Source organism: Bartonella sp. SD1336NMGDW, from assembly GCF_042193565.1.
GTDB lineage: Bacteria > Pseudomonadota > Alphaproteobacteria > Rhizobiales > Rhizobiaceae > Bartonella > Bartonella grahamii.
The window spans coordinates 47241-71822 of sequence record NZ_JBHILW010000007.1 but is presented as its reverse complement, the minus strand read 5'-3'; the positions used below and the strand labels follow the sequence as shown (position 1 = coordinate 71822).

Genomic DNA, 24582 nt, shown 5'->3' with positions numbered 1-24582 from the left:
ATATATAATTACATCAAAATTTAATATTATCAAATAAATTTTAAAATATTAGAATAATGAATACTTCAAATAATAAATATTTAATAAAAATACCTATTATATTTTTTAAATGATAAAATATAAAGCATTTTGTATCAAAACAAACGCAAAAAATAACAAAATAGTATATTTTATAAATTTTTTTATGAGAAAAATTCTAAAAATGATGTAACTATTTTTAAAAAATCGATATTCATTAAAAATATTATAAATACCTCAATATTTTTATATCCAAAATGCATACTTTAGATTCTATATAGTATAAAAAATATACCTATTTTATACTACAATCATACCTTTTTTCTACCATTTTCTAAAGGATGAGATTATTAATACGACAATATCATTATCCTTCTAAACATTATCTCTAAATAAAAATTCTCAATCATTTTATTTAAAAATTGCTCTTCCCCTACTGATTTCTATATTATCATCTGCCTTTATTGCAAAACGGTCTTTATTAGGAAAAGTTATAAAACATCCCTTCATACAAATTGTAATTGTTTGATGAGTATTTAAAGAAACTTTTGAAGGTATACTTCCCTCGACAACAATGAGAGACTGTACCTTTAAATCTGTATTCTTCACTGTTGCGGCAAAAGCTGTTATGGTAAAAATATTCAATAGAATAACTGTAATCAAAGCATAAATATATTTCAGCATTCTAAGATTCCTTCCTCAGCAAAACGCTTATATAAGACAAATCGAAGAGCATTGGTTACATGAGAAGGTGAGGTAATATTAGGCACATAAATAGCTAAATTAAAGGAAAAACTCTTATGATCAAATGCTGTAAAACTCACCTGCGGGGTAGGATTTTTTAAAACGCCTTCTGTTGCAAAAGCAATCTCCAACAAAATTTCAGCAACATGCTCTGGAGCAACTTTAGATGATACAGTAACTGGTATATCAATTCGTCCTACTTTATTACGTCTAGTCCAATTACTAACGTTGTTATTAATAAGGCTTGAATTGGGAATAATAATCGTCTTACGCTGAATGGTCTCAAGTTCCGTTGCACGCACACTAATACGCTTAACAACACCACCTACTGATCCAGATTCTATATAGTCTCCTATTTTAAACGGTCTGCCAACTAAAATAATAAGTCCAGAGACAAAGTTTTGGACAATATTCTGTAAACCAAAACCTATACCAAGTGAAAGTCCTCCAGCAATAAGAGCGAAATTTCTAAGATCCAAACCTGCCATTGACAATCCCGTCAAAGCAGACACAACAACGCCTCCATAACTTATCACTGTTTTGATAGAATTCCGTATACCAGAATCAAACTCTCCATGGACCAACACCACACTATCTAACCAACCAATAAATCGGCGAATAAGAAACCAGCAAACACAAAAAGAAATAATTCCTGTTATAATAGAAATCAAAGAAAGAGTAATATTTCCAATCTGAAAACCAGTAACCAATTGCCACAATACTGCTTTCAAATCAGAATAGGAAAATCCAAACTGTACAGCAATTGGCATTGCACAAAATACAACAACAAATAAATTAAGAAAAACGCTCACAAAAACTCCCAATTGATTCATCGTTTTTTCTTCTAAATGAAACCTCTGCATCAAAAGATGACCAACCGTTGTTTTCATAAATTGGCCTTTAGTTCCAAGTGCTTGAGCGCTTTGTATTCCTAAATACATGAGAACTAAAAATGCTCCACCAATCATAATTTGCTGCATAATAAAACGTGCAAGACCAACATAACCTAAAAGATTTAACACAAAGAGCAGTACCCCCAAGCCAATAAGAGGAATGCGTATATAAAATGGCCAAAAGTATGGTTCTTTTTTTTCTCCTTGAAAACGCTTACGTCTAAATCGCAAAGGTACAAATGATATTATAAACAGCAATATCGCTACAAGAAAAACAGCAATAAAACTTTTAGCAATTGTCAAAGATAGAGGCGCTGAAATGATTTGATAAATACTATCAAGAACAGCATCAAATGCCAACACACCCGCTAAAGAAGTGAGTAAAATCACTAATTGATAAGCAGACGATGGTGCAATACTGAGAAGACGCGCATGGGGCATATTCGAAGATAAAAGAACAATTGCTAAGCGATTGATTAAAAATACTAAAATAATCTGACAACCTATCATATCAAAAACTGTTGTAAGCTTACCTAGATCTAAGTTAAAACTACGAAACAAAAACAACACAAGATAAACGCAAAGAGTACATATAAGCGAAGGTAAGAGAACTGAAATAAAGGCGATCAATAAGCGTTGTAAATAAGATATTTCCTCATTAGACTTCCTAAAGTGGCAATACACATGAACAAGAACTTTTCGAGAAAAATACGAAAGACCCAAAGTGATAAAAAGTGGAATTAAAAAGGAAAGAAATAGTTGTAACAACTTGAAATAAAATATAAAATTCCACCAAGAATTTAACAACAAAAGAAAATCTGATGAAGCCTCTTTTGTTTTTTGGGCGAGCTGTTTAACCATCGGAATCGAAAACTCAAACCTATACGTAAGCGTGCGTTTAAAAAGCTCCCGAGATTGAGAAATAGAAAGTTCAGCTATCCCATTTGCCGCTAAGAAAATTTCTTCAAAACGAAGCATGATACTGTTAATTTTAGCTTTTTGCTCTATCAAGTAAGAATACTCTTTCACTGAGCTTTTCAGTTTTTTTACGTCACGATGAAGCTCTGTTAATTGATCAAGAAGTGTATTAATCTCATTAAGAGGAGGACGCAAAACAAATGCTGCCTCAATAGCACGTTCACTGATATCTTGTGCACGTAACCGCAATTCTTCTAAAGAACGCTCATCTTCTGACTTTCTGTCAAAATCTCTTTTTAAAGTTTCACTATTTTCTTCAAGAGTCTCAATAATCAACTGTTGTTGTTGAATAATTTCATCAACTGAATAAGAATCTATTGTTTGTTCGACAATTGTATTTTGTGCACCCCTATTCCCCCATGCACCAGAATTAAATACAAAGATAATCCCCAAAAGAAGGAAAAGTATGTGGATGTTTTCTCTACAAAATGAATACATATCGACCTTATGCGCACAAAAAGGATTTTATCCCCCCTCCTTAATATGGTATAAAGCAGATATTTTCAACTTTTGTAGAATAATCTTATAAAAGCTTTCCCTTATCCTATAATACTGATAATAAGAGAAAAGGATAATAAATAAGCTGAACTCAATAAGATTAAAGAAGGCACTCTAGCATGTGTTTTTTGCACCTCTATTGCAAAAAAGAAAATTTTCTTCCTTTGACAACTTGGATTTTTCTATCCAGTTTAGGTGTATTCTTGACGAGCAACCTAGGAACGCGTGCCTATTTAATCAAACAGTCACACACTAATAATACCATTAAAACGAATAGATTTGATTTACACAATAAGCGTGATCAGTTGAATGTTACCACAACTGAAAACAAAAAACTTGTAACACTCCATACAGAATCTATTTTTACGAGAACCCTTCAAAAAATCCTAATATTGGATTTCTTTTTAATAAAGATTCCAGCTATTGATACGCGATTTCGTAGCGTTAAAACGCAATATTTCTCAAATAAACGCGCTCCTCCTAATGAACACACTTAAATTCTCTTCCTTGAATATAAAACGATCATCTTATTTTACTTGTGCTTTTAACTTTGAATAACTGTTAGATTGCCTATTAGCGGAATATATCATGCGTACACCTGGTTGGTTAACTACCCTTTATTGTTTTATTCTTTTAAGCAGCATTTATGTTGCCTTACCCAATTTATTTTCATACGAACAAGTTAAAAACTCGAAATTCTTACCCGACACCCGTGTAGCACTTGGTCTTGACCTTCAAGGAGGCTCTTCTCTCCTGCTCGAGGTTGATAGCAAAACGTTAAAACGCGATCAGTTACACATAGTTTTAGGCAGTGTACGCAATGTATTGCGTGAAAAACAAATCCGCACCTCAAGTGTGCGTATCGTTGAAGATAGCATTATTGCCCTTATTTCTGATCCATCGCAAACTGAAAAAGCACTCTCTGCTTTGAAAACATTAATAACCCCCATACACAGTAGCTTTGGTACAACAGAACATAACATCACGATCAGTGCTCAAAATGAAACTCTCCGCGTCACATTAACGGAAGCTGGTATAAAAGACCGTGTAAGCAATGCTATTGAACAAAGCTTAGAAATCATCCGTCGCCGTATAGATCAAGTTGGTGTTTCAGAACCAGCCATCCAAAAGGTCGGAAATGATCGTATTATGGTCCAATTGCCCGGACTACAAGATCCAAAACAACTACGTGATCTTTTAGGAACAACCGCTAAGATGAGTTTTCATCTTGTTCCTTCTAATGTGGACCCCAATAATCCCCCTATAGGTGTTTCTATTCTTCCTGGATATACTGATGCAACACAACATTATGCGATTTATGATCAAATCGCTTTAGATGGAAATGTCCTGAAAGATGCCCGTGCAGGTTTTGACCCCCAAATACCAGGACGTTCCATTATTTCATTTACTCTAGATTCCGCTGGTGCAAAAATATTTGCCGATATAACACGACAAAATATTAACCGTCCTTTTGCTATTGTTTTAGATAATAAGGTTTTAACCGCTCCGACCATCAATAGTGTCATTCCCAATGGACAAGGCCAAATTACAGGAAACTTTGACCCAAAAGAAGCCTCAACTCTGGCTGCTTTGCTTCGTGCTGGTTCCCTCCCCGCACCACTCACGGTCATTGAAGAGAGAACCGTAGGTCCAAATCTTGGTGCTGATGCCATCCAAATGGGACTTTACACCGGCATAATTGGCTTTATTCTTGTTGCAATTTTTATTTTTCTTCTCTACCGCATTTGGGGATTAATTGCCAATATAGCACTAGCTCTACACACGATTTTAACATTTGCTGCACTGAGTCTTTTGGGAGCTACGCTTACCCTGCCTGGTATTGCTGGTATTATTTTAGGCATCGGTATTGCCGTTGATGCTAATATTCTCATCAATGAACGTATCCGTGAAGAAAGTCGAAAAGGTGTGGGTGCTTTTGCAGCCCTAGATCGTGGATTTAAACACGCTTTTGCAACCATTGTTGATGCAAATGTTACAGCAATTATAGCGACCGTCTTACTATTTTGGTTCGGTACTGGTCCCGTTCGTGGTTTTGCCGTAACAATGTTGCTTGGTATTATCATCTCCATGTTTACAAATATCACCATTGTACGCATCATCATGATTTGGATCGTTCGTAAATGGAAAATTAAAAAATTGCATATTCACTCTGCTTTCAACATCCTGCCACAAAACACAACTTTCCACTTTATGAAAGCACGCTTCATTGGTATTGGCGTCTCAATTGTTTTATCAATGGCTTCAGTTTTTCTCTTTTTTAAGCCTGGATTGAATTTCGGAATTGATTTCATTGGCGGAAGCCAAATGAGTATTACCACGAAAGCACCAGCAGATCTAGCAACTCTGCGTTCCAAGCTTTCTACTCTTAATATTGGTGAAGTTACCTTGCAAAATATTGATAACGAAAATACCGTATTAATTCGCATGCAGAAACAAAGCGGTAGCGAAGCACAACAAACCATCGCCATTGATAAGGTCAAAACAGCTGTACAAAATATCTATCCCGATACCACATTCGATCAAATAGAAGTTGTTGGTCCCAAAATTTCAGGCGAGCTTGCCACAGCTGCTTTTACTGCTGTTATTCTTGCGGCTATTGCCATGTCTCTCTATATATGGTTACGCTTCGAGTGGTTCTTTGCCATTGGAGCAATTATCACTCTCATTCTAGACACCACAAAAATGATTGGCTTTTTTGCTTTATTTCAATTTGATTTTAATTTAACGGCTATCGCTGCACTCTTAACAATTGTTGGATATTCTATAAATGATAAAGTTGTCGTCTATGATAGGATGCGCGAGAATATGCGTCTTTATAAAAAAATGCCGTTGCGCGAGCTGATTGATCTGTCAATTAATCAGGTTCTTGTACGTTGTTTTTTTACATCAGCCACAACAATTCTTGCTATGCTCCCCATGGCGATATGGGGTGGAAGTGCTGTGCATAATTTTGCATTGCCCATGGTCTTTGGGATTATTATTGCAACATCATCCTCTATCTTTATTGCTGCTCCTATTTTACTCCTGCTAGGAAATTGGTGGCGTGAACGAAATAATCGTGCGAATACCAAAGTGAAATAAAAATGCCCTTTAATACGTATGATACATTTCGCCTCTCTTCTCATAGAAATATAATCATTTTCATTCATTCGCTTTTTGATCAAGAATAGTAAATAATCCATGCTCCACGACACACCACTTATCACAACTATTGTTGCAGGTTTATGTTTAGCATTTCTCTTGGGAATGATTGCTAGCCGTTTGCGTATTTCACCACTTGTAGGCTATTTGTTAGCTGGTGTTATTGTGGGACCCAATACAGGCGGATTTAAAATAGATTCCGTCATCATTAATCAACTTGCTGAAATTGGCATTATTTTGCTGATGTTTGGTGTTGGGCTCCACTTTTCATTAAAAGATCTTTTATCTGTCAAAGCTATTGCTATCCCCGCTGCTATTGCACAAATGGCATTTTCTACTTTTCTAGGTTTGTGCCTTGGTTTGATTATGGGATGGGGCTTCAGTGGTAGTTTGATCTTCGGTCTTGCTTTATCCATAGCAAGTACTGTTATCCTGCTACGTGCTTTGCAGGAGCGTCATCTTATTGAAACAGAAAAAGGACGCATTGCAGTTGGATGGTTGATTATTGAGGATTTAGCAATGGTCCTTATACTTGTTCTCATCCCTTCCTTGGCAAGTGCCATCAGCAATACCAAAAAAGAAGCGTTTGATCCTCTTGTTCAATGGTTGGATTTAAGTATTTGGGGTATTTTTGGTCTCACCATCCTGAAAGTGATTGTATTTATTGCACTTATGCTCGTCATTGGGCGACGCGTTATCCCATGGCTTTTAAAAATGAGCGCACAATCGGGATCCCGTGAATTATTTCGTCTTAGCGTCTTTGCTATTGCATTAGGAGTAGCTTTCGGAGCCGCTCATTTATTTGGTGTTTCCCTTTCTCTTGGTGCTTTTTTTGCTGGTATGGTCATGAGCGAATCAGAATTAAGCCACCGTGCCGCAGAAGAATCTTTACCACTGCGCGATGCCTTTTCTGTTCTCTTTTTTGTTTCTGTAGGCATGTTATTTGACCCAGAGAAACTCTTAACTCATTTTTTTCCTCTCTTAGCAACCTTATTCATTATCGTAATCGGAAAATCTGCTGTTGCCTTTTTCATCGTTAAGGCTTTTCGCTATTCTAATGCAACAGCTTTGACTATTTCTGCAAGCCTTGCCCAAATCGGAGAATTTTCCTTTATCCTTGCTGGTTTAAGTTTAAGCTTAGGACTTTTAAACAATGACGCTCATGATTTAATTCTTGGAGGAGCAATTTTTTCTATTTTGCTCAATCCTCTTGTTTTCATTGCCTGTAATAAAATTAAAAAACGTCTAGAAAAAAATTCTGCATCTTCACAAAATGCCCAAACAATTATTGATATTGATCCACAAGATCCCGACCAAGATTTTTTACCGATGACCTTAAAAAATAACCATATCGTAATTATTGGCTATGGTCGTATTGGTAAGTGTGTTGCATTATCTTTAATAAATAGAGGTAAACCTGTAGTGATCGTAGAAGAATCAAAACGCCTCTCTGATAAAGCGATTGCAGATGGCTTTGAGGCTATTTGCGGCAATATCATTCAACAAGAAATAATGGACGCAGCAAATATAAATAATGCACATAAAGTTGTTATTACAATGCGAAGCACCATTGAAGTAGGAGAATGTATCGTGAATATACGTGATATGAAGAAAGATATTCATATAATCACACATGCATTATCCGACACAGAAACAGCATATCTCATTGATTTAGGTGCTGATGTTGTAGTAACGGATGATGAAGAAATTGCCAATGGCATTATGGAGTATATAACGGAACGAAGATCTGTACGGAATACGCTCAACCATGAAAATTTACAGAAAACATAAAATGGATAAAGAATCGTGAAAATAAAGCAATTTATATGGCCCTTGATTGGTATCTTAGCAATGCTGATATCTATTCGGATTCTTTATATGAAACTCTCTGCCATTTCATTTGGGGATGTATTGGAGCGCTTGAGCGATTTAAATGCACAGCATTGGTTACTAGCCTGTTTATGTTCTCTCCTAGCTTATGCTGCTCTTGCTGGATATGATCGAATTGCCTTGCAACATCTAGGGCATAAAATTTCTTGGATTTTTATCGCTATATGTTCATTTACAACCTACGCTCTTTCACACAATATCGGTGCTTCAGTTTTTTCTGGTGCCGTTGTGCGCTATCGTGCCTATAAAATGAAAGGATTAAACGGAACAGAAATCGCAATATTAGTAGGTTTTTGCTCTTTTACTTTTGTAATCGGAACAATCTTACTTTTGGGAATCGTTTTGGTGCTGCAACCCGAAATTATCACCCTCATTCACAAAGAACTTCCTGAATGGTTAGGAACAACGGTTGGAGCAATTTTACTCAGCTGTATAGCACTTTATACGTTTGGTAGCTGGCTTCAGTTAAAACCCTTACGCTTAGGTAAGAAAATTCAACTTTCTTATCCACGGTTGAAAATTGTTATTCAACAGCTTCTCATTAGCCCTCTAGAGCTTTTAGGAGCAGCAGGAATTATATATGCTGTTCTCCCACACAATGCAGATATTCATTTTATCTCTGTTCTTGGTGTTTTCCTAGCATCTTTTACGATAACTCTTCTCTCCAATGCTCCAGCAGGAGGAGTAGGAGTTCTTGAAGCTCTCTTCATAACAGGTATGCCCAATATAAATCCAACCGATGTTATTGCAGCACTTATTGTCTTTAGAATGTTTTATTTGATTATACCGCTCATCATTTCATTATTTGTGGTCGCCATTTTTGAAGCGCATCAATATTGGAAAAGAGCCTCCAAAACACCACCTGAATAAATAAAAGGCTATCAACGACTTCTTTTTTGTATGCCTATAAAGATTATAATCTATACTAAATTCGATTGTATATGTAAATTAATACAATCATTATTTGTATTTATCTTTTTTATATTGAAACTTGAAGGTCCCCTTTTATAAGAATCTTACTTTACGAAAAACATAGAAATATTTATCTATTTTCCTTCAAAAAAACTCCCATAAAATTGGATACTAAAAGTACTATTTCATAGTGTAATCGATTTTTATGTTAGATAAAGCACATGATTGCAAAACTTTTTGCAAAAAACAAATGCGCAAAATTAAAAACCTCTATCTGAAAATAATTTCATTTTATTGTTTGAAAAGAAAATTTATTATAGATAAAGAATACCTAAAGAACCCTTTTAATGAAAGAGCAAGCCTGCACCATTATACTATTTTTCCAATGTTGTGATAACTTTTAGCGCTTCAGAACGTTAATAAGAATCATTTTTATGCTTTTCTTCAATAGTCTTTATCCACACGTTAATCTCATTTATGATGCAAAAATAATAATTTTAATTAATTCATTATAAGAGGGATTGAAACAAAAGAAGTTTATTACAATAAAGTTTTTTTTCAAAAAAGAATAATTAATTATTATAAATCAATATATTATAATGATTCTGAGCAGCTTTCTTAATGTTTATCTTTTTAGCGGTTAAGCTAAAGGCAAAACAGTATAGCGTAACTGTAAGGTCTAATATTTAAAAACTTGAAGCCTTATTAAAGCTTATTTTCTGTCGTTTAGCAGGTATTAGCTTTAAACAATTAAACTGATCTAATTTTATTCCTGTTATGTCCATCTAACTACTTTGTTTTATCTTGATTTATCCTCTTGGAATACTGATGATTATTACAGAGATTTTTTGTTTAAGTAGGAGAGTTATCAAAAAATATCCACGCTACTGACACAACTAAAATGTAAAGTTTCTTCTATCTTTAAACAATATGCCAAAAATCCAAAAAAAATTTAATCAATTTATATTAAAAGAAGTGAAAACTGTTGATTTTTATACCCCTTTAATAACACAATTGTCGGTAAGAAACTTCTCCTTACCAATTGCGATTAAAAAAAAGAAACAATACGCATTAAAAGATCTTTAAATGTCTTTTGGAAGTTCTTTAAGCCCTCTAAAAGTACAAAACCTGATGACTAAGCTATATCAACAATCTTCACTTTTAAACAAACGCATATGGGGAAATCCTACTTCCCAATTTTATTTAGCAACTCGTATCTTAAAAAATTTACGCAATCAATTAAGTTATTTATGGTATAAAATCGAATGGTGGGTGATGAGGGGATCGAACCCACGACCCGCTGATTAAGAGTCAGCTGCTCTACCGACTGAGCTAATCACCCATAAGCTTCCCAAAAGATGAGAATGAGCGTTTCTATAACGCTCCTAAGGATGGATGTCCAGATATTTTGTTGTTTGTTATATAGACTCATTGTCTGTAAGGTTAAAAATATGATATTCTCCACTTGATCTTATATAAAAATAAACCCATTATAAGAAGCTTTATAAATAAATGTTCTGATTGTTATACAGAATCTATAGTTGGAGGATTATCGAGCATAATGCCCGAGCAAAATTTAGAGGAACCTTCTTGTGGTTTTAAGCGGGATGGGGCATCATTTTGTTTTATCAGTAATCACATGCATTCAAGCAATATTTTGCTGGTTTTTTCGTTGAATATAAATTTTTTTACATTCAATGTTCATGATCCAATATACGAATAAAAGCCTATGAATTTTTTTTGTCAATCGCGCGCTTTTAAGCTTCTAAAAGGTAAGGAATGATGGAATGGATCACTGATCCCCATGCGTGGTTTGGTTTGATCACGTTGGTTTTTCTCGAAATTGTTTTAGGAATAGATAACCTTATCTTTATTGCAATTTTAGCTGAAAAATTGCCACTGCATTTGCGTGACCGCGCACGCTTTCTAGGTCTTACTTTAGCATTAATTATGCGGCTCTTCCTTCTTACAGTTATCGGATGGGTTATGAGACTCGATAGGGTAATTCTTTCATTTTCATCTTTTGTCTTTAGTTGGCATAGCTTTATTTTAATCGGTGGTGGAGCCTTTTTGCTCGCAAAGGGAACGCTAGAATTACATGAAAGATTAGAAGGGGTATCACATGAAAGAAAAACAGGCGTTGCTTATGCTGTTTTTTGGCAAGTAATTGTTCAAATCGTGGTGCTGGATGCCGTTTTTTCACTAGACAGTATTATTACCGCAACAGGGATGATTGCAAAAGAGCAGGCAACAGTTATGTATATCGCAGTCATAGCTGCTATGGGAGTAATGATGTGCGGATCTGGTGTTCTTATGCGTTTTATTAATCGTCATCCCACTATTGTAATCCTCTGTCTTGGTTTTTTGATGATGATTGGTTTTACTCTCATTGTTGAAGGATTTGGTTTTCATATTCCAAAAGGGTATTTGTATGCTGCTATTGGTTTTTCTGTTCTCATTGAAGCTTTTAATCAAATTGGACGTCGTAACCGTGAAAAAATGATTAAAACAAATGATCTACGCAGTAGAACAGCTGATGCTGTTTTGAGGCTCTTAGGAGGAGGAAGTAAAGATAGTCATCTTGCTGAGACTGTAGATGTTATTGCTGAACAGGCTGCAGCTTCTGAGTTGTTTAGACCAGAAGAAAAGGAGATGATTCGTGGTGTTCTCGATTTAGCTGATCGCCCTGTTCGCTCTATCATGTCGCCGCGTAATGAGATTGAGTGGTTAGATTTAAATGCTGATGAAAATGAAATGCGTGAAGAATTACAAAAGGTTAAACATAGCCGCTTAATTCTTGCGCGTGAAAAAGTAGATGAATTTGTTGGCGTTGCGTTGACAAAAGATCTTCTTTTGAATTTGGCTGAGGGGAAAAAAATTAATTGGAAAAAAGCTATGCGAGAACCCCTCGTTGTTCATGAAAATACAAGTGTTTTACGATTGATGGAGCAATTACGTCATTCTTCGATTCAGCTTGCAATTATTGTTGATGAACATGGATCTTTTGAAGGAATTGCAACACCAACCGATATTCTTGAAGCTATTGCAGGAGACTTTCCCGATGACGATGAAGAACTCATGATCGCAGAACAACTTGAAAATGGCAGTCTTCTTGTTGAGGGATATGCTGATATCCGCCGTTTAAGTGGTTATCTTGGGCGTAACCTTGTGGATGAAGCAGATCGTTATACGACTCTGGCAGGCTTTATGCTTTGGCAGTTTGGTCATTTACCAAATGAGGGAGAAAGTTTTGAAACTGATGGTTTACACTTTAAAGTGATTGAAATGGAACGCCGAAACATATCTAAAATCCTTATTTCTCCAATTGTCTTACCAGAAAAAAGCTAATTCTTTTTATAAGCAAGATGAATAAAAAGATTTTTTTATGATTAAAAATTGAAAAGAATAAGAAGTTGATGACTTAATTGCATTTCATTATTTTTATATTTTTTAAGCGTAAAGTAATGAACATACAAAAGTTATGTTATCAATAAACTTTCCATTATAAAAATTTTCATTGATGATTTACAAAAAGCTGTAAGAGAAAAAATGATGCAAAATTATTTGTCAATGGTCATTAATCTCAAAAATTATGAATATATACAACATATTGATTTATAATAATTATTTATTATAACATTAGCTTCACATCAAGAAATCATCTTTCAAACATCAGATTTCTGCCAATGGATAGAACTCCGCCATTGTTGGGTTCACTCAACTGATAATGGCAGCGTTAAACTAGACTCTGGTTCCTATAATTTTTTGAGATCTTCTTGATATTTCTTATCTTTTGTTTCGATAAATTTAGCTATTTTTTTCCTTCCAAGAATGAAGCTCCACCTCTCTGGAAAGCTCTTATTAAGAACTTTGTTTTTCTTCCACATGGCTCATATTTTTTGCTACTTTTGCAATTAAAGTGTAGCTGAGTTTCTTAGATTTCACCACTTCTTTGGCTAAAGCCAATGCACGTTCACGATGAGTCTTTTGGGTATTTTCATCAAAGCTAAATGATCCCCTGCACTGAAACTTTGATAATAAGATTGTAAGGTTGCAACATTACCCAATAAAGCCAGTGCACCAATATGAAGTAGCTATAATCTGCATCATCTATCTTGATAACCTTATTGCCTCAACTTCACTCTTTTGCCAAGGTAGTGCTCCATATCTGGAATAAAAGCATTTATGAAGATCAATTTTTTTCTATCGCCTATTTCAAGAGATAATCAAGCTTAATTCCAACCAATCCGCATATATTTCTTCTTCACAAACTCTCAACCCCTTTTTATAAAAATCAAGTTGTAGATCTTGTAAGTGCTGAGAATTGATAGGGATCAATTACCATGCAGGCAGTAGCTAAAATACCAGTACTAATCGAAACTCCAACATCAAATTACGGATAACCTTTGATAATTGCGTCATTATAAAGAATTTGTACTTCACAATCTGGTAGTTGATAACGTGCTGAATAATTATCTACCTCTTTAATTTTTTCAACAGACCAATCAAGATTTTTGAAGAACACTGTTGCACTCTCCATGGCTAAAAAATTCTTTGCTCTACCTCAAAAGAGGTTGTATCCATATCAAAAGTCAAAAGCGAAGCAGATTTTTGCAAATAAAATTGATAACGCCGTATAAGAGAAGAATCTTATCATAAAAAACACACAACAAAGTCAATAGTTTGTGTGAAATTATTTCATATGAATTCCATTTAGAATTCACACTTTATACGTGATTCAATTGACCATTTTTTATAAACAATTGCCATGTATGAATAGACTATAAAAAGCAAATTATGATGCAAATGTTATAAGGCATGTAAACATTCAAATAAAGTGAAAAGCAGCTATCATTCATAACAGTTCATAAACTTTATGATACGTTTTTATCACACACAAATCGCATTGTTAAAAACGTAATCGTTTGAAATTATCGATAACATAAATTGCATGCGCTTAAAGAATAGCATACTTCAAACCAAATGTTTGTCGCATCACGCGCCCTGTTCAAACTAATAATAACATATTCATTACCTAATAGAATACCAACTCCTGCACCTGCATAAAGCGAAGCAATAATCCACCCATTATGGCTATGCTGCATGACCATAATAGAACCCAAAACCACCATTGCTGCACTCGCAACACGAGAAGAAAAACGGATCAAGTGTTAACGCCATGGAAATAATAAGTGCACTCATTACTATAGCTGCACAAGATAGCATGTGAGGAGCAAGAGATATATTCCGAATTCTGCCAAACGTAAAGAACATACTCCCAACTAAATAACCACCGTAATTAGCGCTAGCTATATAAAAAAGTTGATTAAAGGTAAACAATCCCTCATCCAACATAACTGGCAATATTGGTGTATAGAGAAATCACCCGATACCCATTCTCAAAACCATAATAACCATACCGAATACAGCGTTTTGAAACAATTCAAATTTTGACGATTATTTTTATCCCCATTATTATTCCTTTAACTGGTGATATTCCTCATCCGCGTTCCATCTCACCATAAAAGCCTTTAGCTCGAAAAATAGAATAAAAGCAAATTTAGCTATCTATTTTAATGCTCAAAACAACATATTTAGCGATCTACTGTCAAAAATGCCAGATCAATTATACAATAACATATTGAATTAATTATGTATTTTTATGTTATAAATGTTTTATAGTTAAATTGAAAGCATATTTAGATAATCTTGCTTTTTTATCTCGATATTCAAAATGACTAACCGAGAAGTTATGTACACAACCGTAAATCTTACTTCTCTTAAAATCATTTTCTTCTTCGCTATAAAACTTAATAAATAACTCAAATGGACCATTTTCATGAAAGAGGAAATTGGCTTCTTTTTTGGTAATATTGTTATTTAGAATGATATGCAGTTGAAGAATTTGGTGCACCCGACAGAATTCGAATCTGTGACCTCTGCCTTCGGAGGGCAGCGCTCTATCCAGCTGAGCTACGGGTGCTTCAAACTGATTATTAAAATCAGTTATGGTCTTTTAACTAATCATACTCTTAGCTTCAATGCTAAATTATCATTCTAATAAAAAAATTACTTGTTTGTAACTTATCTAACAACGCACTCCTCTTACTTTTCAATGATACTTTACCTTGAAATAACTTCTCTTTATTCAATGCTCTTTTTATTATAAAAAGAGCTTTTGTTACAACTTCAAAACTCTCAAAAATAAGTTACAACATACATTATAAATATCAGGATAATTTTTTAATGACTACATTACCAAGTCGCTTTCATTTTATTTCCGCAGAAACTGAGGACGCTATCAAAGCTACCCATAAATTAATTTCCGTTTATGGTCATTCTTCTCTGGAAGAAACTGATATTGTTGTTGCAATCGGTGGTGATGGGACAATGTTACAAACCGTACGAGACGTCATGAACACAGGCAAACCTATTTATGGCATGAATCAAGGTTCTGTAGGATTTCTTATGAATGAATTTCATGAAAAAAAATTGCCCAATCGTATTGCTGTCGCACATAAAAAAGAAATTCATCCCCTGCGCATGATTGCAAAATCTGAATGTCAAGATTCTATCGAGGCGCTTGCAATTAATGAAGTATCCCTCTTTCGGCAATCTTATCAAGCCGCAAAAATTCGCATCACCATTGATAACAACGTACGCATGGAACAATTAAGTTGTGATGGTGTCCTCGTCGCTACACCAGCTGGATCGACCGCCTATAATTTATCAGCGCAAGGACCTATCTTACCTCTTATGGCCCCTCTTATGGCCCTCACTCCCGTTAGCCCTTTTCGCCCTCGGCGTTGGCATGGAGCTTTGCTTCCCAATACAGTAACAGTGCGCTTTGATATGCTTGAACCTGACAAACGCCCTGTCAACGCTGCTGCAGATAATATTGAAGTTAAATCTGTCCATTCAGTTACTATTTCAATGGCAACAGAAGTAACAGCTTCAATCCTTTTTGACTCAAATCATTCATGGGATGAGCGCATTTTATCAGAACAATTTCGCTATTAATGATTGTATTATGCGTTTTATGTGTATATGATTGTTATAGTTAGTTTTTTTGTGAAAACATCTTAACACTTTTTAAGAGTGTAGAATATTGGTTATAATCATCATTTAGATAGCGTAGTTAAAATCACAGAGCAATTGATAAAAAAATGATACCATCTTTAAACAGTTTTGATGATTTAGGTCTTTCCGCAAAAGTTATTAATGCGGTGAAATCAGCGGGATATACAGCTCCAACACCTATTCAAAGTGAAACAATTCCGCATGTCCTTCAAAGAAAAGACGTTTTAGGAATCGCCCAAACGGGAACAGGTAAAACCGCCTCTTTCGTATTACCTATGCTCACTCTCCTTGAAAAAGGGCGTGCAAGAGCACGAATGCCCCGTACGCTCATTTTAGAGCCAACACGGGAAATTGCAGCTCAAGTTGAAGAAAATTTCGATAAATACGGAATAAATCATCGTTTAAATGTTGCTCTTTTGATTGGTGGAGTTTCTTTTGAACTCCAAGATCGCAAACTTGAACGGGGAGCTGATGTTCTTATAGCAACACCAGGGCGCCTTCTTGATCATTGCGAGCGCGGTAAACTGCTCCTGATGGGCGTTGAAATCCTTGTTATTGATGAAGCTGATCGCATGTTGGATATGGGCTTTATTCCTGATATTGAACGTATTTGTAAGCTAACCCCTTTTACGCGTCAAACTTTGTTCTTTTCTGCAACAATGGCGCCAGAAATTGCAAAACTAACGAAACAATTTTTACATTCTCCTGTTTCTGTTGAAGTTACAAAAGCATCCTCAACCGCAACCACAATTACACAGCGGCTCGTCAAATCGGGAAGTAAGTCATGGGATAAAAGAGCTGTTTTGCGAGAACTTATTCATAATGAAGGTGCAGAACTTCAAAACGCTATTATTTTCTGTAATCGGAAAAGAGATATCTCTGAACTTTTTAGATCTCTCATCAGACATAATTTTAGTGTAGGTGCGCTTCATGGAGATATGGACCAATACTCGCGCATGAGCACATTAGCCGATTTTAAAGACAATAAACTCACACTTCTTGTTGCATCTGATGTTGCCGCCCGTGGACTTGATATCCCCGCCGTAAGCCATGTCTTCAATTATGACGTTCCCACACATGCTGAAGACTATATTCATCGAATTGGTCGTACAGGGCGTGCAAATCGTAGCGGAAAAGCTTTTACAATTGTCACAAAAGCTGATCAAAAATATATCAATGCCATTGAGGAAATGAGTAATGAAAAAATTGAATGGCTCAATGGAGATCTCTCAACTTTAATAGCCGATGATCAAACAGAAGATATTGTTGTAAAGAAAAAATCTTCAAAATCACCAAAGAAAACTGCTCCAAAAGAGCCTGTTGCTCACACTAAAAAATCTGTAGAAGAGAATGAAACAGAATGTATCAAAAATGCAAATGATAAAGAGAAGCCATCTGAGCAACAACGCCCACGAAAAAATAAGAATTACACGCCCCTTGGATTTGGTGATGATATTCCTGCTTTCATGCTTATAAAAACGTGTAAATAAATTCTCTCTTTACTCTCTTTAAGAGTGAAATGAACGAAATGCTTAAAAAAAAAGCCGCTCTTATTTCCTAGAGAGTCTTTCTGCTACCTTTTCACGCCCTAAAAGCTGCAAAATTTTTCCCATTTCAGGTCCATGATCCATGCCTGTAAGTGCTTGACGTAATGGCATAAATAAAGCTTTTCCTTTTCGACCTGTTTTTTCTTTTAATGCTGTTGTCCAAATTTTCCAACTTTCCTCATTCAAAGCACCTTCAGGTAAGAAATCGAGTGATTGACGCACAAATACACGATCCTCTAGTGCCACTGTATCAAAATTCTGTTCATCATGAATGATTTTCCACCACAAAACAGCATCATTGACTTTATTAATATTGTTTCTTATCGCGTTCCAGAAATATTCCGCCTTATCTCCCTCAATAGAAAGTTTTTTAAGGCGCATTTTTACTTCTTCATAGGTTAACTCATGGACAAGATGACTATTCAAAGCAAGAAGATCAGCAATATCAAATTTTGCAACGGATCTTGACGTATCTTGGAGATTAAAATGCTCTAAAAGCGCTGCTTGATTAGGATAGGGATGCACATTTTGCGATGTCCCAATCAAAACGGCAAGGCATTGAACAGCTATAGATTCAAATCCTTCTTCCCTTAGAGAACGAATAGAAAGATCATTATTACGTTTTGAAAATCCTTTTCCTAAAACTGTCGCCAATAAATTGGTATGAGCAAAAACCGGTAATTCTGCATTAAGAGCTTTAAAAATAGCAATTTGAGCGCCTGTATTTGTAATATGATCATCCCCACGAATAATATGCGTAATAGCCATATCTACATCATCAACAATAGAGGGCAATGTATAAAGATAGCTTCCATCTTCACGAATAAGAACAGGATCTGAAAGAGAAGCCAAATCAATCGTCTGCTTTCCCTTTATTGCATCATTCCAGCAAACTTCTGTTCGCTTTGTTTGTAAAGGATCACTTTCAAAATTAGGAAGAAGAAAACGCCAATGGGGTTTACGACCTTGAGATTCAAAGTTTTTTTTCTCTTCTGCTGTCAATTTTAATGCTGCACGGTTATAAATAGGAGGCAATTTGCGTGAAAGCTGGATTTTACGACGTCGCTCTAATTCTTCTGCAGTCTCATAACAGGGATAAAGAAGCCCGCGTTGTTTGAGAATTTCCGCAACTTCATCATATCGATTAAATCGCTTAGATTGGTAATAAATTGAATCTGGTTGAATACCAAGCCATTCAAGGTCAACAGCAATAGCATCGATATATTCTTGTTTAGAACGTTCAACATCTGTATCATCATAGCGCAAGATAAATGCTCCTTTATGCGCTTGCGCATAAAGCCAATTGAAAAGCGCAATACGGATATTGCCAATATGAATATAACCTGTTGGAGAGGGAGCAAAACGAACTTTAACCATAAAATAATACTCAATTTTTATCGCGAAAATGATTGACTATGGGATAGCGACGATCGCGTCCGAAATTCTTGTAACTGATTTTTACACCGGGTGCAGATTGTCGTCTTTTATATTCGGCACCATAAAGAAGCTGTTCAACTTTCTCAACAGTTTCCCGTGAATACCCACGTTTAATAATATCACAAATACTCATGTCATTTTCTATAAGAGATTGCAAGATATCATCTAGAATAGGATAAGGCGGAAGAGAATCTTCATCTTTTTGATTTTCCCGCAGCTCTGCAGAAGGCGTTTTTTCTATAATATTGGATGGAATGACAATTCCTTCTGGTCCTTTCAAATTGTGCAAGTGATTTTTATTGCGCCACTCAGCTAATGCATAAACCTGCATTTTATAAATATCCTTAATAGGATTAAACCCGCCATTCATATCACCATACAGTGTTGCATATCCCACAGCCATTTCCGACTTATTGCCTGTTGTCACTACCATTGAGCCAAATTTATTGGAAAGTGCCATTAAAATAGTCCCACGTACACGGCTTTGAAGATTTTCTTCTGTCACATCAGACGGCAACCCTAAAAAAACTGGCGCCATTGCGTTCAAAAAAGCTTCAACAGGTTGCTCAATCGGTATTATTTCATAATGACATCCTAGAAGTTGTGCACACTCTTTAGCATCTTTTAACGATTCTTGTGAAGTATAATGATAGGGCATCATAATGGTGCGAACTCTCTCAGAGCCAAGAGCATCCACCGCCATTGCCGTACACAGGGCTGAATCAATTCCTCCTGAAAGACCAAGAATAACATCCTTAAAGCGATTTTTATTAACGTAATCTCTCAACCCTAAAACACAAGCTTGATAATCGGCCGCTAATCCATTGAGAAGACTTTCATTAGGACCTGAAATACAGTGCCATCCCGTCGTTATTTTTTGCCAATGGCTCAAAGCAATATGGCTATCAAAGTGCTTCATTTGAAATATCTTTTTTCCTTCTCCATTCAAGGCAAAAGACCCGCCATCAAAAACGAGCTCATCTTGACCACCAACTTGATTAGCATAAATAATTGGTACCCCAGATCGTAGAGCTTGCGTATGAACAACATCTATACGTTTTAAGGTTTTATTACGATAGTAGGGAGATCCGTTAAGGACAAGAATAATTTCCGCTCCTTTATTACCAAGCTCCGCACAAAGTGAAGAATCATTCCAAATATCTTCACAAATCACTATTCCTAGTCCTACCCCACGATAGATAAGAGGCTCAGGTCGTGGGCCTGAAGAAAATAAACGCTTTTCATCAAATTCAGCATAATTAGGTAGATCAAACTTCAAATTTTCGGCAATGACTCGCCCTTCATCAAGAAGCATGACACCGTTGTAAATATTGCCATTGCGTCTTAATGGAAGACCAATGACAATTCCTGGTCCACCTACGGTTATCTTTGCTAATTTCTTAACAGTCTCTTCACATGTTTTTGTAAAAGCAGGTTTTAGAACAAGATCTTCCGGCGGATAAGCGCTTATAAAAAGTTCCGTGAATAAAACAAGATCAGCCCCCTCTTCTTTGGCCTTTTGATGTGCCATGGCAGCTAAAGAAAAATTCCCCTCAATATCACCAACAATAGGATTTAATTGGGCAATTGATACCCGAAAATCATTTTTCATAAGCCTTTGTATCATTTCATCAGTTTAGCAACCACAACTTTATTCTTCATCATCAGGAAATATCACTTTTTTAAAAATTCTCTTCTGCCATAATGACCTAAAAGTATATTAGGCAAATTTTTCCTACCCACCAGCAGCAATTCCTAACGAATCATTCGCACGATTTTTTTTAAGGAGTTCAGCAACAAGAAAAGCCAATTCTAACGCTTGATCTGCATTTAACCGTGGATCACATTGCGTATGATAACGATCAGATAAATCGTCTACAGAAATAGCATGCGCCCCTCCTGTACATTCAGTAACATCACGACCTGTCATCTCAATATGAATACCTCCTGGATAAGTTCCCTCTCCACGATGCACTGCAAAAAAATTCTCTACTTCTTTTAAAACATAATCAAAGGGACGCGTCTTATAACCATTGGCAGTAATTGTATTGCCATGCATTGGATCACATGACCATATAACCGCACGCTTCTCACGTTCAACGGCACGGATGAGTTTAGGCAGATAACTTTCAACTTTATCATAACCAAAGCGCGTAATGAGAGTAAGCCGCCCCAGTTCGTTTTCAGGATTTAAAATATCAATTAATTTTAAAACCTCATCAGGTTCAATGGAAGGACCACATTTTAATCCTATAGGATTTTTAATGCCGCGACAATATTCAACGTGAGCATGGTCAATCTGACGTGTACGGTCACCAATCCATAACATATGACCGGATGTTGCATACCAATTTCCTGAAGTTGAATCAATCCGAGTCAAAGCCTCTTCATAACCAAGCAAAAGTGCTTCATGACTGGTATAAAAAGATGTTTCACGCAATGAAGAATGTGTTTTGGATGTAATCCCTATAGAACGCATAAAATCAATTGATTCAGAAATACGCTCTGCCAATAATTCATAACGTTCCCCCTGCGGACTGTTAGAAACAAAACTCAACATCCATGTGTGAACATTTTCTAAATTAGCATAGCCACCTTGTGAGAAAGCACGCAATAGATTAAGTGTTGCCGCAGATTGGCGATAAGCCATAGACATCCGTTGCGGATCTGGAATACGAGAACCGGCTTCAAATTCAATGCCATTAATAATATCCCCACGATAAGCAGGAAATTCAACTCCCTCTTTGCTTTCGATATCAGAAGAGCGAGGCTTTGCAAATTGACCAGCAATACGACCAATTTTAACAACTGGTTTAGAACTACCAAAGGTTAAAACAATCGCCATTTGCAAAAATACACGAAAAAAATCACGGATATTATCAGCTTCATGTTCTGCAAAGCTTTCGGCACAATCACCACCTTGCAATAAAAAAGCTTGTCCTTTTGCAACGGCTGCTAATTCATTTTTTAAATCACGTGCTTCACCGGCAAAAACTAAAGGAGGATAGCTTCTCAGTTTTCGTTCAACATCTTCTAACATAGACTTATCCGGATAAGTCGGAACTTGTTTAATTGGCCTTGTTCTCCAGGAGTCAGGCGCCCATTCTTTTATCATTACACTCTCGCTAAAGATTAATCTTAAAGATTGGCATATCAAAAGCTTTTTACCGCAATATATGCTGTTTAACTTTCTATTTTCTTCCCATTTTCATATATATAACTTGGTTTATACATCGTTACCAATTCTTCTGCCATCGTTGGATGCACGGCCATCGTTTCATCAAAGATATCCTTCGTCAGCTTTCCTTTGAGAGCTATCCCTATAAGCTGTGCCATCTCACCAGCGTTTTCCCCTAAAATATGAGCACCCACAACAATACGGCTTTCACCATCAACAATGAGTTTCATAAGCATTTTCTCTGAACTCCCAGAAAGAACATTACGCATAGGACGAAAAACTGTACGATAAATTTCAAGACGCTTATAACAACGTACCGCATCTTCTTCTGAAAGACCAACTGTTCCAATCTCTGGCTGAGAAAAAACTGCCGTCGTAATTAAATCATAATCAGGTGTCGTGGGAATATTCTCAAACGCAGTCTTCACGAAACACATTGCATCATGAATCGCTACAGGTGTTAATTGAATATGGCCTGTTACATCACCAACAGCCCAAATATGGGGTATATTTGTTGTCATTCTTTCATCAACAACAACTGCACCAAATTCATCCACTTGAACACCTGCCCGCTCAAGTCTTAAACCCGTTGTATTTGGTACACGCCCCGTAGCCAACATAATCTGATCAGCACTAATCGTTTGCCCATTTGATAAAATAACTTCATAACAATTTTCTGCAGCCTGCACTTTAGAAATTGTTACGCCATAGAGAATAGAAATCCCTTTTTCAATCATTGCATCATTAAGCAATTGCCGCAAATCATGATCAAAACCACGAAGGATTAAATCACCACGATGGAGCAGCGTTGTTTTTACACCTAATTCATGAAAAATATTAGTAAATTCAACACCAATATACCCTCCACCAACAATGACTATTGATTTTGGGAGTTGATCAAGGTCAAAAATCTCATTAGAAGTGAGGCAAAATCCACCGCCTTCTATGGAAGTATTTGGTGCAACTTTTGCCCCTGTTGCAATCAAAATTTTTTCTGCACTTACCCGCTCACCCGTGGCAGAAAGCTCTAATGTGTGATCATCTACAAAAGTAGCACGACTTTCATAAATATGCACATTGTTATTCTCTAATCCCTTACGATACAGCCCTTCTAACCTTGATATTTCTTTATTTTTAGCCGCAACCAACTTTTCCCAACTAAAAATTGGATCCGCATATTCCCACCCAAAACCAATACTTTTCTTAAATTCTTTTACATATTGTGATGCATAAACATAAAGTTTTTTGGGAACACAACCACGAATAACACAAGTGCCCCCTATCCGATATTCCTCTGCTATAGCAACACGCTTACCGAGTCCTCCAGCAAGCCGTGCTGCACGCACTCCACCAGAACCACTTCCAATAACAAATAAATCAAAGTCAAAAGAGCCCACGAATTATTCCTTCTTATGTATCTGCAAGAATAGGCTAAGATCATTTATTATCAAATGAAAGTCTTTTTTTCTTTTGAAGAAGCATTTTTTATAAAGCCGTATTCTAAAAAGACCTACTCTCATTAAAATATTAAAAACGGCGGGAAAACCGCCGCTATTTAAAAAATCAGAAATTGCCCAGTGGTTGTCATGATATTAATCAAGCTATTTTTTATTTTCTGAAGACTCTGATTTTATAGGTATATTTGTAGGCATAGTAGAATTATTCAAATTAAGTATTTCAGACATCTCTTTTTTCACATTTTCTACAAGATCCCGCATAAGCGCAGAACGCCATACATCAAATGCTGAATAAGAATCACGTGCGATATTGGGAACTTCTGTCAAAAACTTTTTACCGGTATCAGAACTGTAGAATGCTGTTATTGCATCAAGCTCTTTTTGAGTAAAATATTTTGCATATACATGAGCAATCTCTTTTTCTAGATCAGAGCGCCTTTTAATTAAAGCAAGCGCCTGCTTATCAACAATATCAGAAATTGCCTCTGCCAAATTTGGATCATCCCTCATCAGTGCAGTTTTAAGATCGTCTACCGCATTTGGTAAAAAACTATCAAACTGATCCGTTGCGTGAATGGCACTTATAGCCTTTCTAGCTGAAGCTAAATGTTGATCGCTCACACCTTGTGCATAAGCCATTCCAATATTCACAATAAAAATAGCAATTGCACCAAAATATACGACAAAACGCTGAAAAGAAAATATTGTTTTCATTTAATGATTACCCCGATAATTAATTATAATTCAAATGCGTTATTTATTCAAAATTTCAATACTCTTTGATTTAT

16 protein-coding genes, 2 tRNA genes and 1 pseudogene are annotated in these 24582 nt (G+C 35.9%); 7 read left to right on the top strand and 12 right to left on the bottom strand.

The features are described 5' to 3' along the window. Positions 1-429: 429 nt before the first annotated feature. On the bottom strand, positions 430-702 hold the full coding sequence (locus ACFIKH_RS05565; RefSeq protein ID WP_375626209.1) for a hypothetical protein: 273 nt from the start codon (positions 700-702) through the stop codon (positions 430-432). Next, complete coding sequence (locus ACFIKH_RS05560) at positions 696-3071, bottom strand: mechanosensitive ion channel domain-containing protein (RefSeq protein ID WP_375651892.1); 2376 nt, start codon at positions 3069-3071, stop codon at positions 696-698. The genes ACFIKH_RS05565 and ACFIKH_RS05560 overlap by 7 nt, the downstream gene beginning before the upstream one ends. Before the next feature lie 179 nt (positions 3072-3250). On the opposite strand from ACFIKH_RS05560, the gene ACFIKH_RS05555 reads away from it, so the two are divergent. The 4 genes from ACFIKH_RS05555 to ACFIKH_RS05540 all read left to right on the top strand — a co-directional run bounded on the left by ACFIKH_RS05555 (position 3251) and on the right by ACFIKH_RS05540 (position 9053). After that, positions 3251-3628: a hypothetical protein gene (locus ACFIKH_RS05555; protein WP_375648630.1), complete on the top strand. Its 378-nt coding sequence runs from the start codon at positions 3251-3253 to the stop codon at positions 3626-3628. A gap of 91 nt (positions 3629-3719) precedes the next feature. Then, positions 3720-6233 carry a protein translocase subunit SecD gene (gene secD, locus ACFIKH_RS05550; RefSeq protein ID WP_375626215.1) on the top strand — a complete coding sequence of 838 codons (2514 nt, stop codon included), beginning with the start codon at positions 3720-3722 and terminating at the stop codon, positions 6231-6233. Positions 6234-6332: 99 nt separating this feature from the next. Next, positions 6333-8084: a YbaL family putative K(+) efflux transporter gene (gene ybaL / locus ACFIKH_RS05545; protein WP_375671149.1), complete on the top strand. Its 1752-nt coding sequence runs from the start codon at positions 6333-6335 to the stop codon at positions 8082-8084. Positions 8085-8099: 15 nt separating this feature from the next. Beyond that, complete coding sequence (locus ACFIKH_RS05540; RefSeq protein ID WP_375627219.1) at positions 8100-9053, top strand: YbhN family protein; 954 nt, start codon at positions 8100-8102, stop codon at positions 9051-9053. Positions 9054-10361: 1308 nt separating this feature from the next. Here the strand turns inward: ACFIKH_RS05540 and ACFIKH_RS05535 are convergent. Continuing rightward, positions 10362-10437, bottom strand: a tRNA-Lys gene (locus ACFIKH_RS05535). A 437-nt stretch (positions 10438-10874) separates the two neighbouring features. Between ACFIKH_RS05535 and ACFIKH_RS05530 the strand changes: the two genes are divergently transcribed. Further along, on the top strand, positions 10875-12443 hold the full coding sequence (locus ACFIKH_RS05530) for a TerC family protein (protein WP_375627217.1): 1569 nt from the start codon (positions 10875-10877) through the stop codon (positions 12441-12443). A gap of 608 nt (positions 12444-13051) precedes the next feature. On the opposite strand, the gene ACFIKH_RS05525 is transcribed toward ACFIKH_RS05530, so the two are convergent. The 4 genes and pseudogenes from ACFIKH_RS05525 to ACFIKH_RS05510 form a co-directional block, all read right to left on the bottom strand. Continuing rightward, positions 13052-13180 (bottom strand): hypothetical protein, encoded by a 129-nt coding sequence (locus tag ACFIKH_RS05525; protein WP_375671165.1) that lies wholly within the window; start codon positions 13178-13180, stop codon positions 13052-13054. A gap of 308 nt (positions 13181-13488) precedes the next feature. After that, the gene (locus tag ACFIKH_RS05520) at positions 13489-13620 is read right to left on the bottom strand and encodes a hypothetical protein (RefSeq protein WP_375626221.1); all 132 of its coding nucleotides are present in this window, start codon (positions 13618-13620) and stop codon (positions 13489-13491) included. Positions 13621-14026: 406 nt separating this feature from the next. Continuing rightward, positions 14027-14450, bottom strand: a pseudogene (locus ACFIKH_RS05515) (YbfB/YjiJ family MFS transporter). A 551-nt stretch (positions 14451-15001) separates the two neighbouring features. After that, a tRNA-Arg gene (locus ACFIKH_RS05510) sits at positions 15002-15078 on the bottom strand. 263 nt (positions 15079-15341) lie between these two features. On the opposite strand from ACFIKH_RS05510, the gene ACFIKH_RS05505 reads away from it, so the two are divergent. Together ACFIKH_RS05505 and ACFIKH_RS05500 are read left to right on the top strand one after the other, a co-directional pair. Continuing rightward, positions 15342-16115 carry an NAD kinase gene (locus ACFIKH_RS05505; protein ID WP_375671147.1) on the top strand — a complete coding sequence of 258 codons (774 nt, stop codon included), beginning with the start codon at positions 15342-15344 and terminating at the stop codon, positions 16113-16115. A gap of 146 nt (positions 16116-16261) precedes the next feature. After that, entirely contained in the window at positions 16262-17665 is a 1404-nt protein-coding gene (locus ACFIKH_RS05500; RefSeq protein ID WP_375627212.1) for a DEAD/DEAH box helicase, read from the top strand. Positions 17666-17725: 60 nt separating this feature from the next. On the opposite strand, the gene gltX is transcribed toward ACFIKH_RS05500, so the two are convergent. The 5 genes from gltX to ACFIKH_RS05475 form a co-directional block, all read right to left on the bottom strand. Beyond that, positions 17726-19099: a glutamate--tRNA ligase gene (gene gltX / locus ACFIKH_RS05495; protein WP_375627210.1), complete on the bottom strand. Its 1374-nt coding sequence runs from the start codon at positions 19097-19099 to the stop codon at positions 17726-17728. Positions 19100-19109: 10 nt separating this feature from the next. Beyond that, positions 19110-20771 carry an NAD+ synthase gene (locus ACFIKH_RS05490; RefSeq protein ID WP_375626229.1) on the bottom strand — a complete coding sequence of 554 codons (1662 nt, stop codon included), beginning with the start codon at positions 20769-20771 and terminating at the stop codon, positions 19110-19112. Positions 20772-20894: 123 nt separating this feature from the next. Beyond that, positions 20895-22274 (bottom strand): class II 3-deoxy-7-phosphoheptulonate synthase, encoded by a 1380-nt coding sequence (locus tag ACFIKH_RS05485; protein ID WP_375627207.1) that lies wholly within the window; start codon positions 22272-22274, stop codon positions 20895-20897. 68 nt (positions 22275-22342) lie between these two features. Then, positions 22343-23734: a glutathione-disulfide reductase gene (gor, locus tag ACFIKH_RS05480; protein ID WP_375626232.1), complete on the bottom strand. Its 1392-nt coding sequence runs from the start codon at positions 23732-23734 to the stop codon at positions 22343-22345. Positions 23735-23938: 204 nt separating this feature from the next. Further along, positions 23939-24508 (bottom strand): DUF2059 domain-containing protein, encoded by a 570-nt coding sequence (locus ACFIKH_RS05475; protein WP_375671145.1) that lies wholly within the window; start codon positions 24506-24508, stop codon positions 23939-23941. Between the last annotated feature and the right edge of the window lie 74 nt (positions 24509-24582).

Bases quoted from the DNA above. Each gene is read 5' to 3' on its own strand.
- ACFIKH_RS05530 (WP_375627217.1), top strand. From the start codon at position 10,875: ATGATGGAATGGATCACTGATCCCCATGCGTGGTTTGGTTTGATCACG.
- gltX (WP_375627210.1), bottom strand. From the start codon at position 19,099: ATGGTTAAAGTTCGTTTTGCTCCCTCTCCAACAGGTTATATTCATATT.
- ACFIKH_RS05485 (WP_375627207.1), bottom strand. From the start codon at position 22,274: ATGATAAAAGAATGGGCGCCTGACTCCTGGAGAACAAGGCCAATTAAA.
- ACFIKH_RS05500 (WP_375627212.1), top strand. From the start codon at position 16,262: ATGATACCATCTTTAAACAGTTTTGATGATTTAGGTCTTTCCGCAAAA.
- ACFIKH_RS05565 (WP_375626209.1), bottom strand. From the start codon at position 702: ATGCTGAAATATATTTATGCTTTGATTACAGTTATTCTATTGAATATT.
- ACFIKH_RS05490 (WP_375626229.1), bottom strand. From the start codon at position 20,771: ATGAAAAATGATTTTCGGGTATCAATTGCCCAATTAAATCCTATTGTT.
- ACFIKH_RS05560 (WP_375651892.1), bottom strand. From the start codon at position 3,071: ATGTATTCATTTTGTAGAGAAAACATCCACATACTTTTCCTTCTTTTG.
- secD (WP_375626215.1), top strand. From the start codon at position 3,720: ATGCGTACACCTGGTTGGTTAACTACCCTTTATTGTTTTATTCTTTTA.
- ACFIKH_RS05555 (WP_375648630.1), top strand. From the start codon at position 3,251: ATGTGTTTTTTGCACCTCTATTGCAAAAAAGAAAATTTTCTTCCTTTG.
- ACFIKH_RS05505 (WP_375671147.1), top strand. From the start codon at position 15,342: ATGACTACATTACCAAGTCGCTTTCATTTTATTTCCGCAGAAACTGAG.
- ybaL (WP_375671149.1), top strand. From the start codon at position 6,333: ATGCTCCACGACACACCACTTATCACAACTATTGTTGCAGGTTTATGT.
- ACFIKH_RS05475 (WP_375671145.1), bottom strand. From the start codon at position 24,508: ATGAAAACAATATTTTCTTTTCAGCGTTTTGTCGTATATTTTGGTGCA.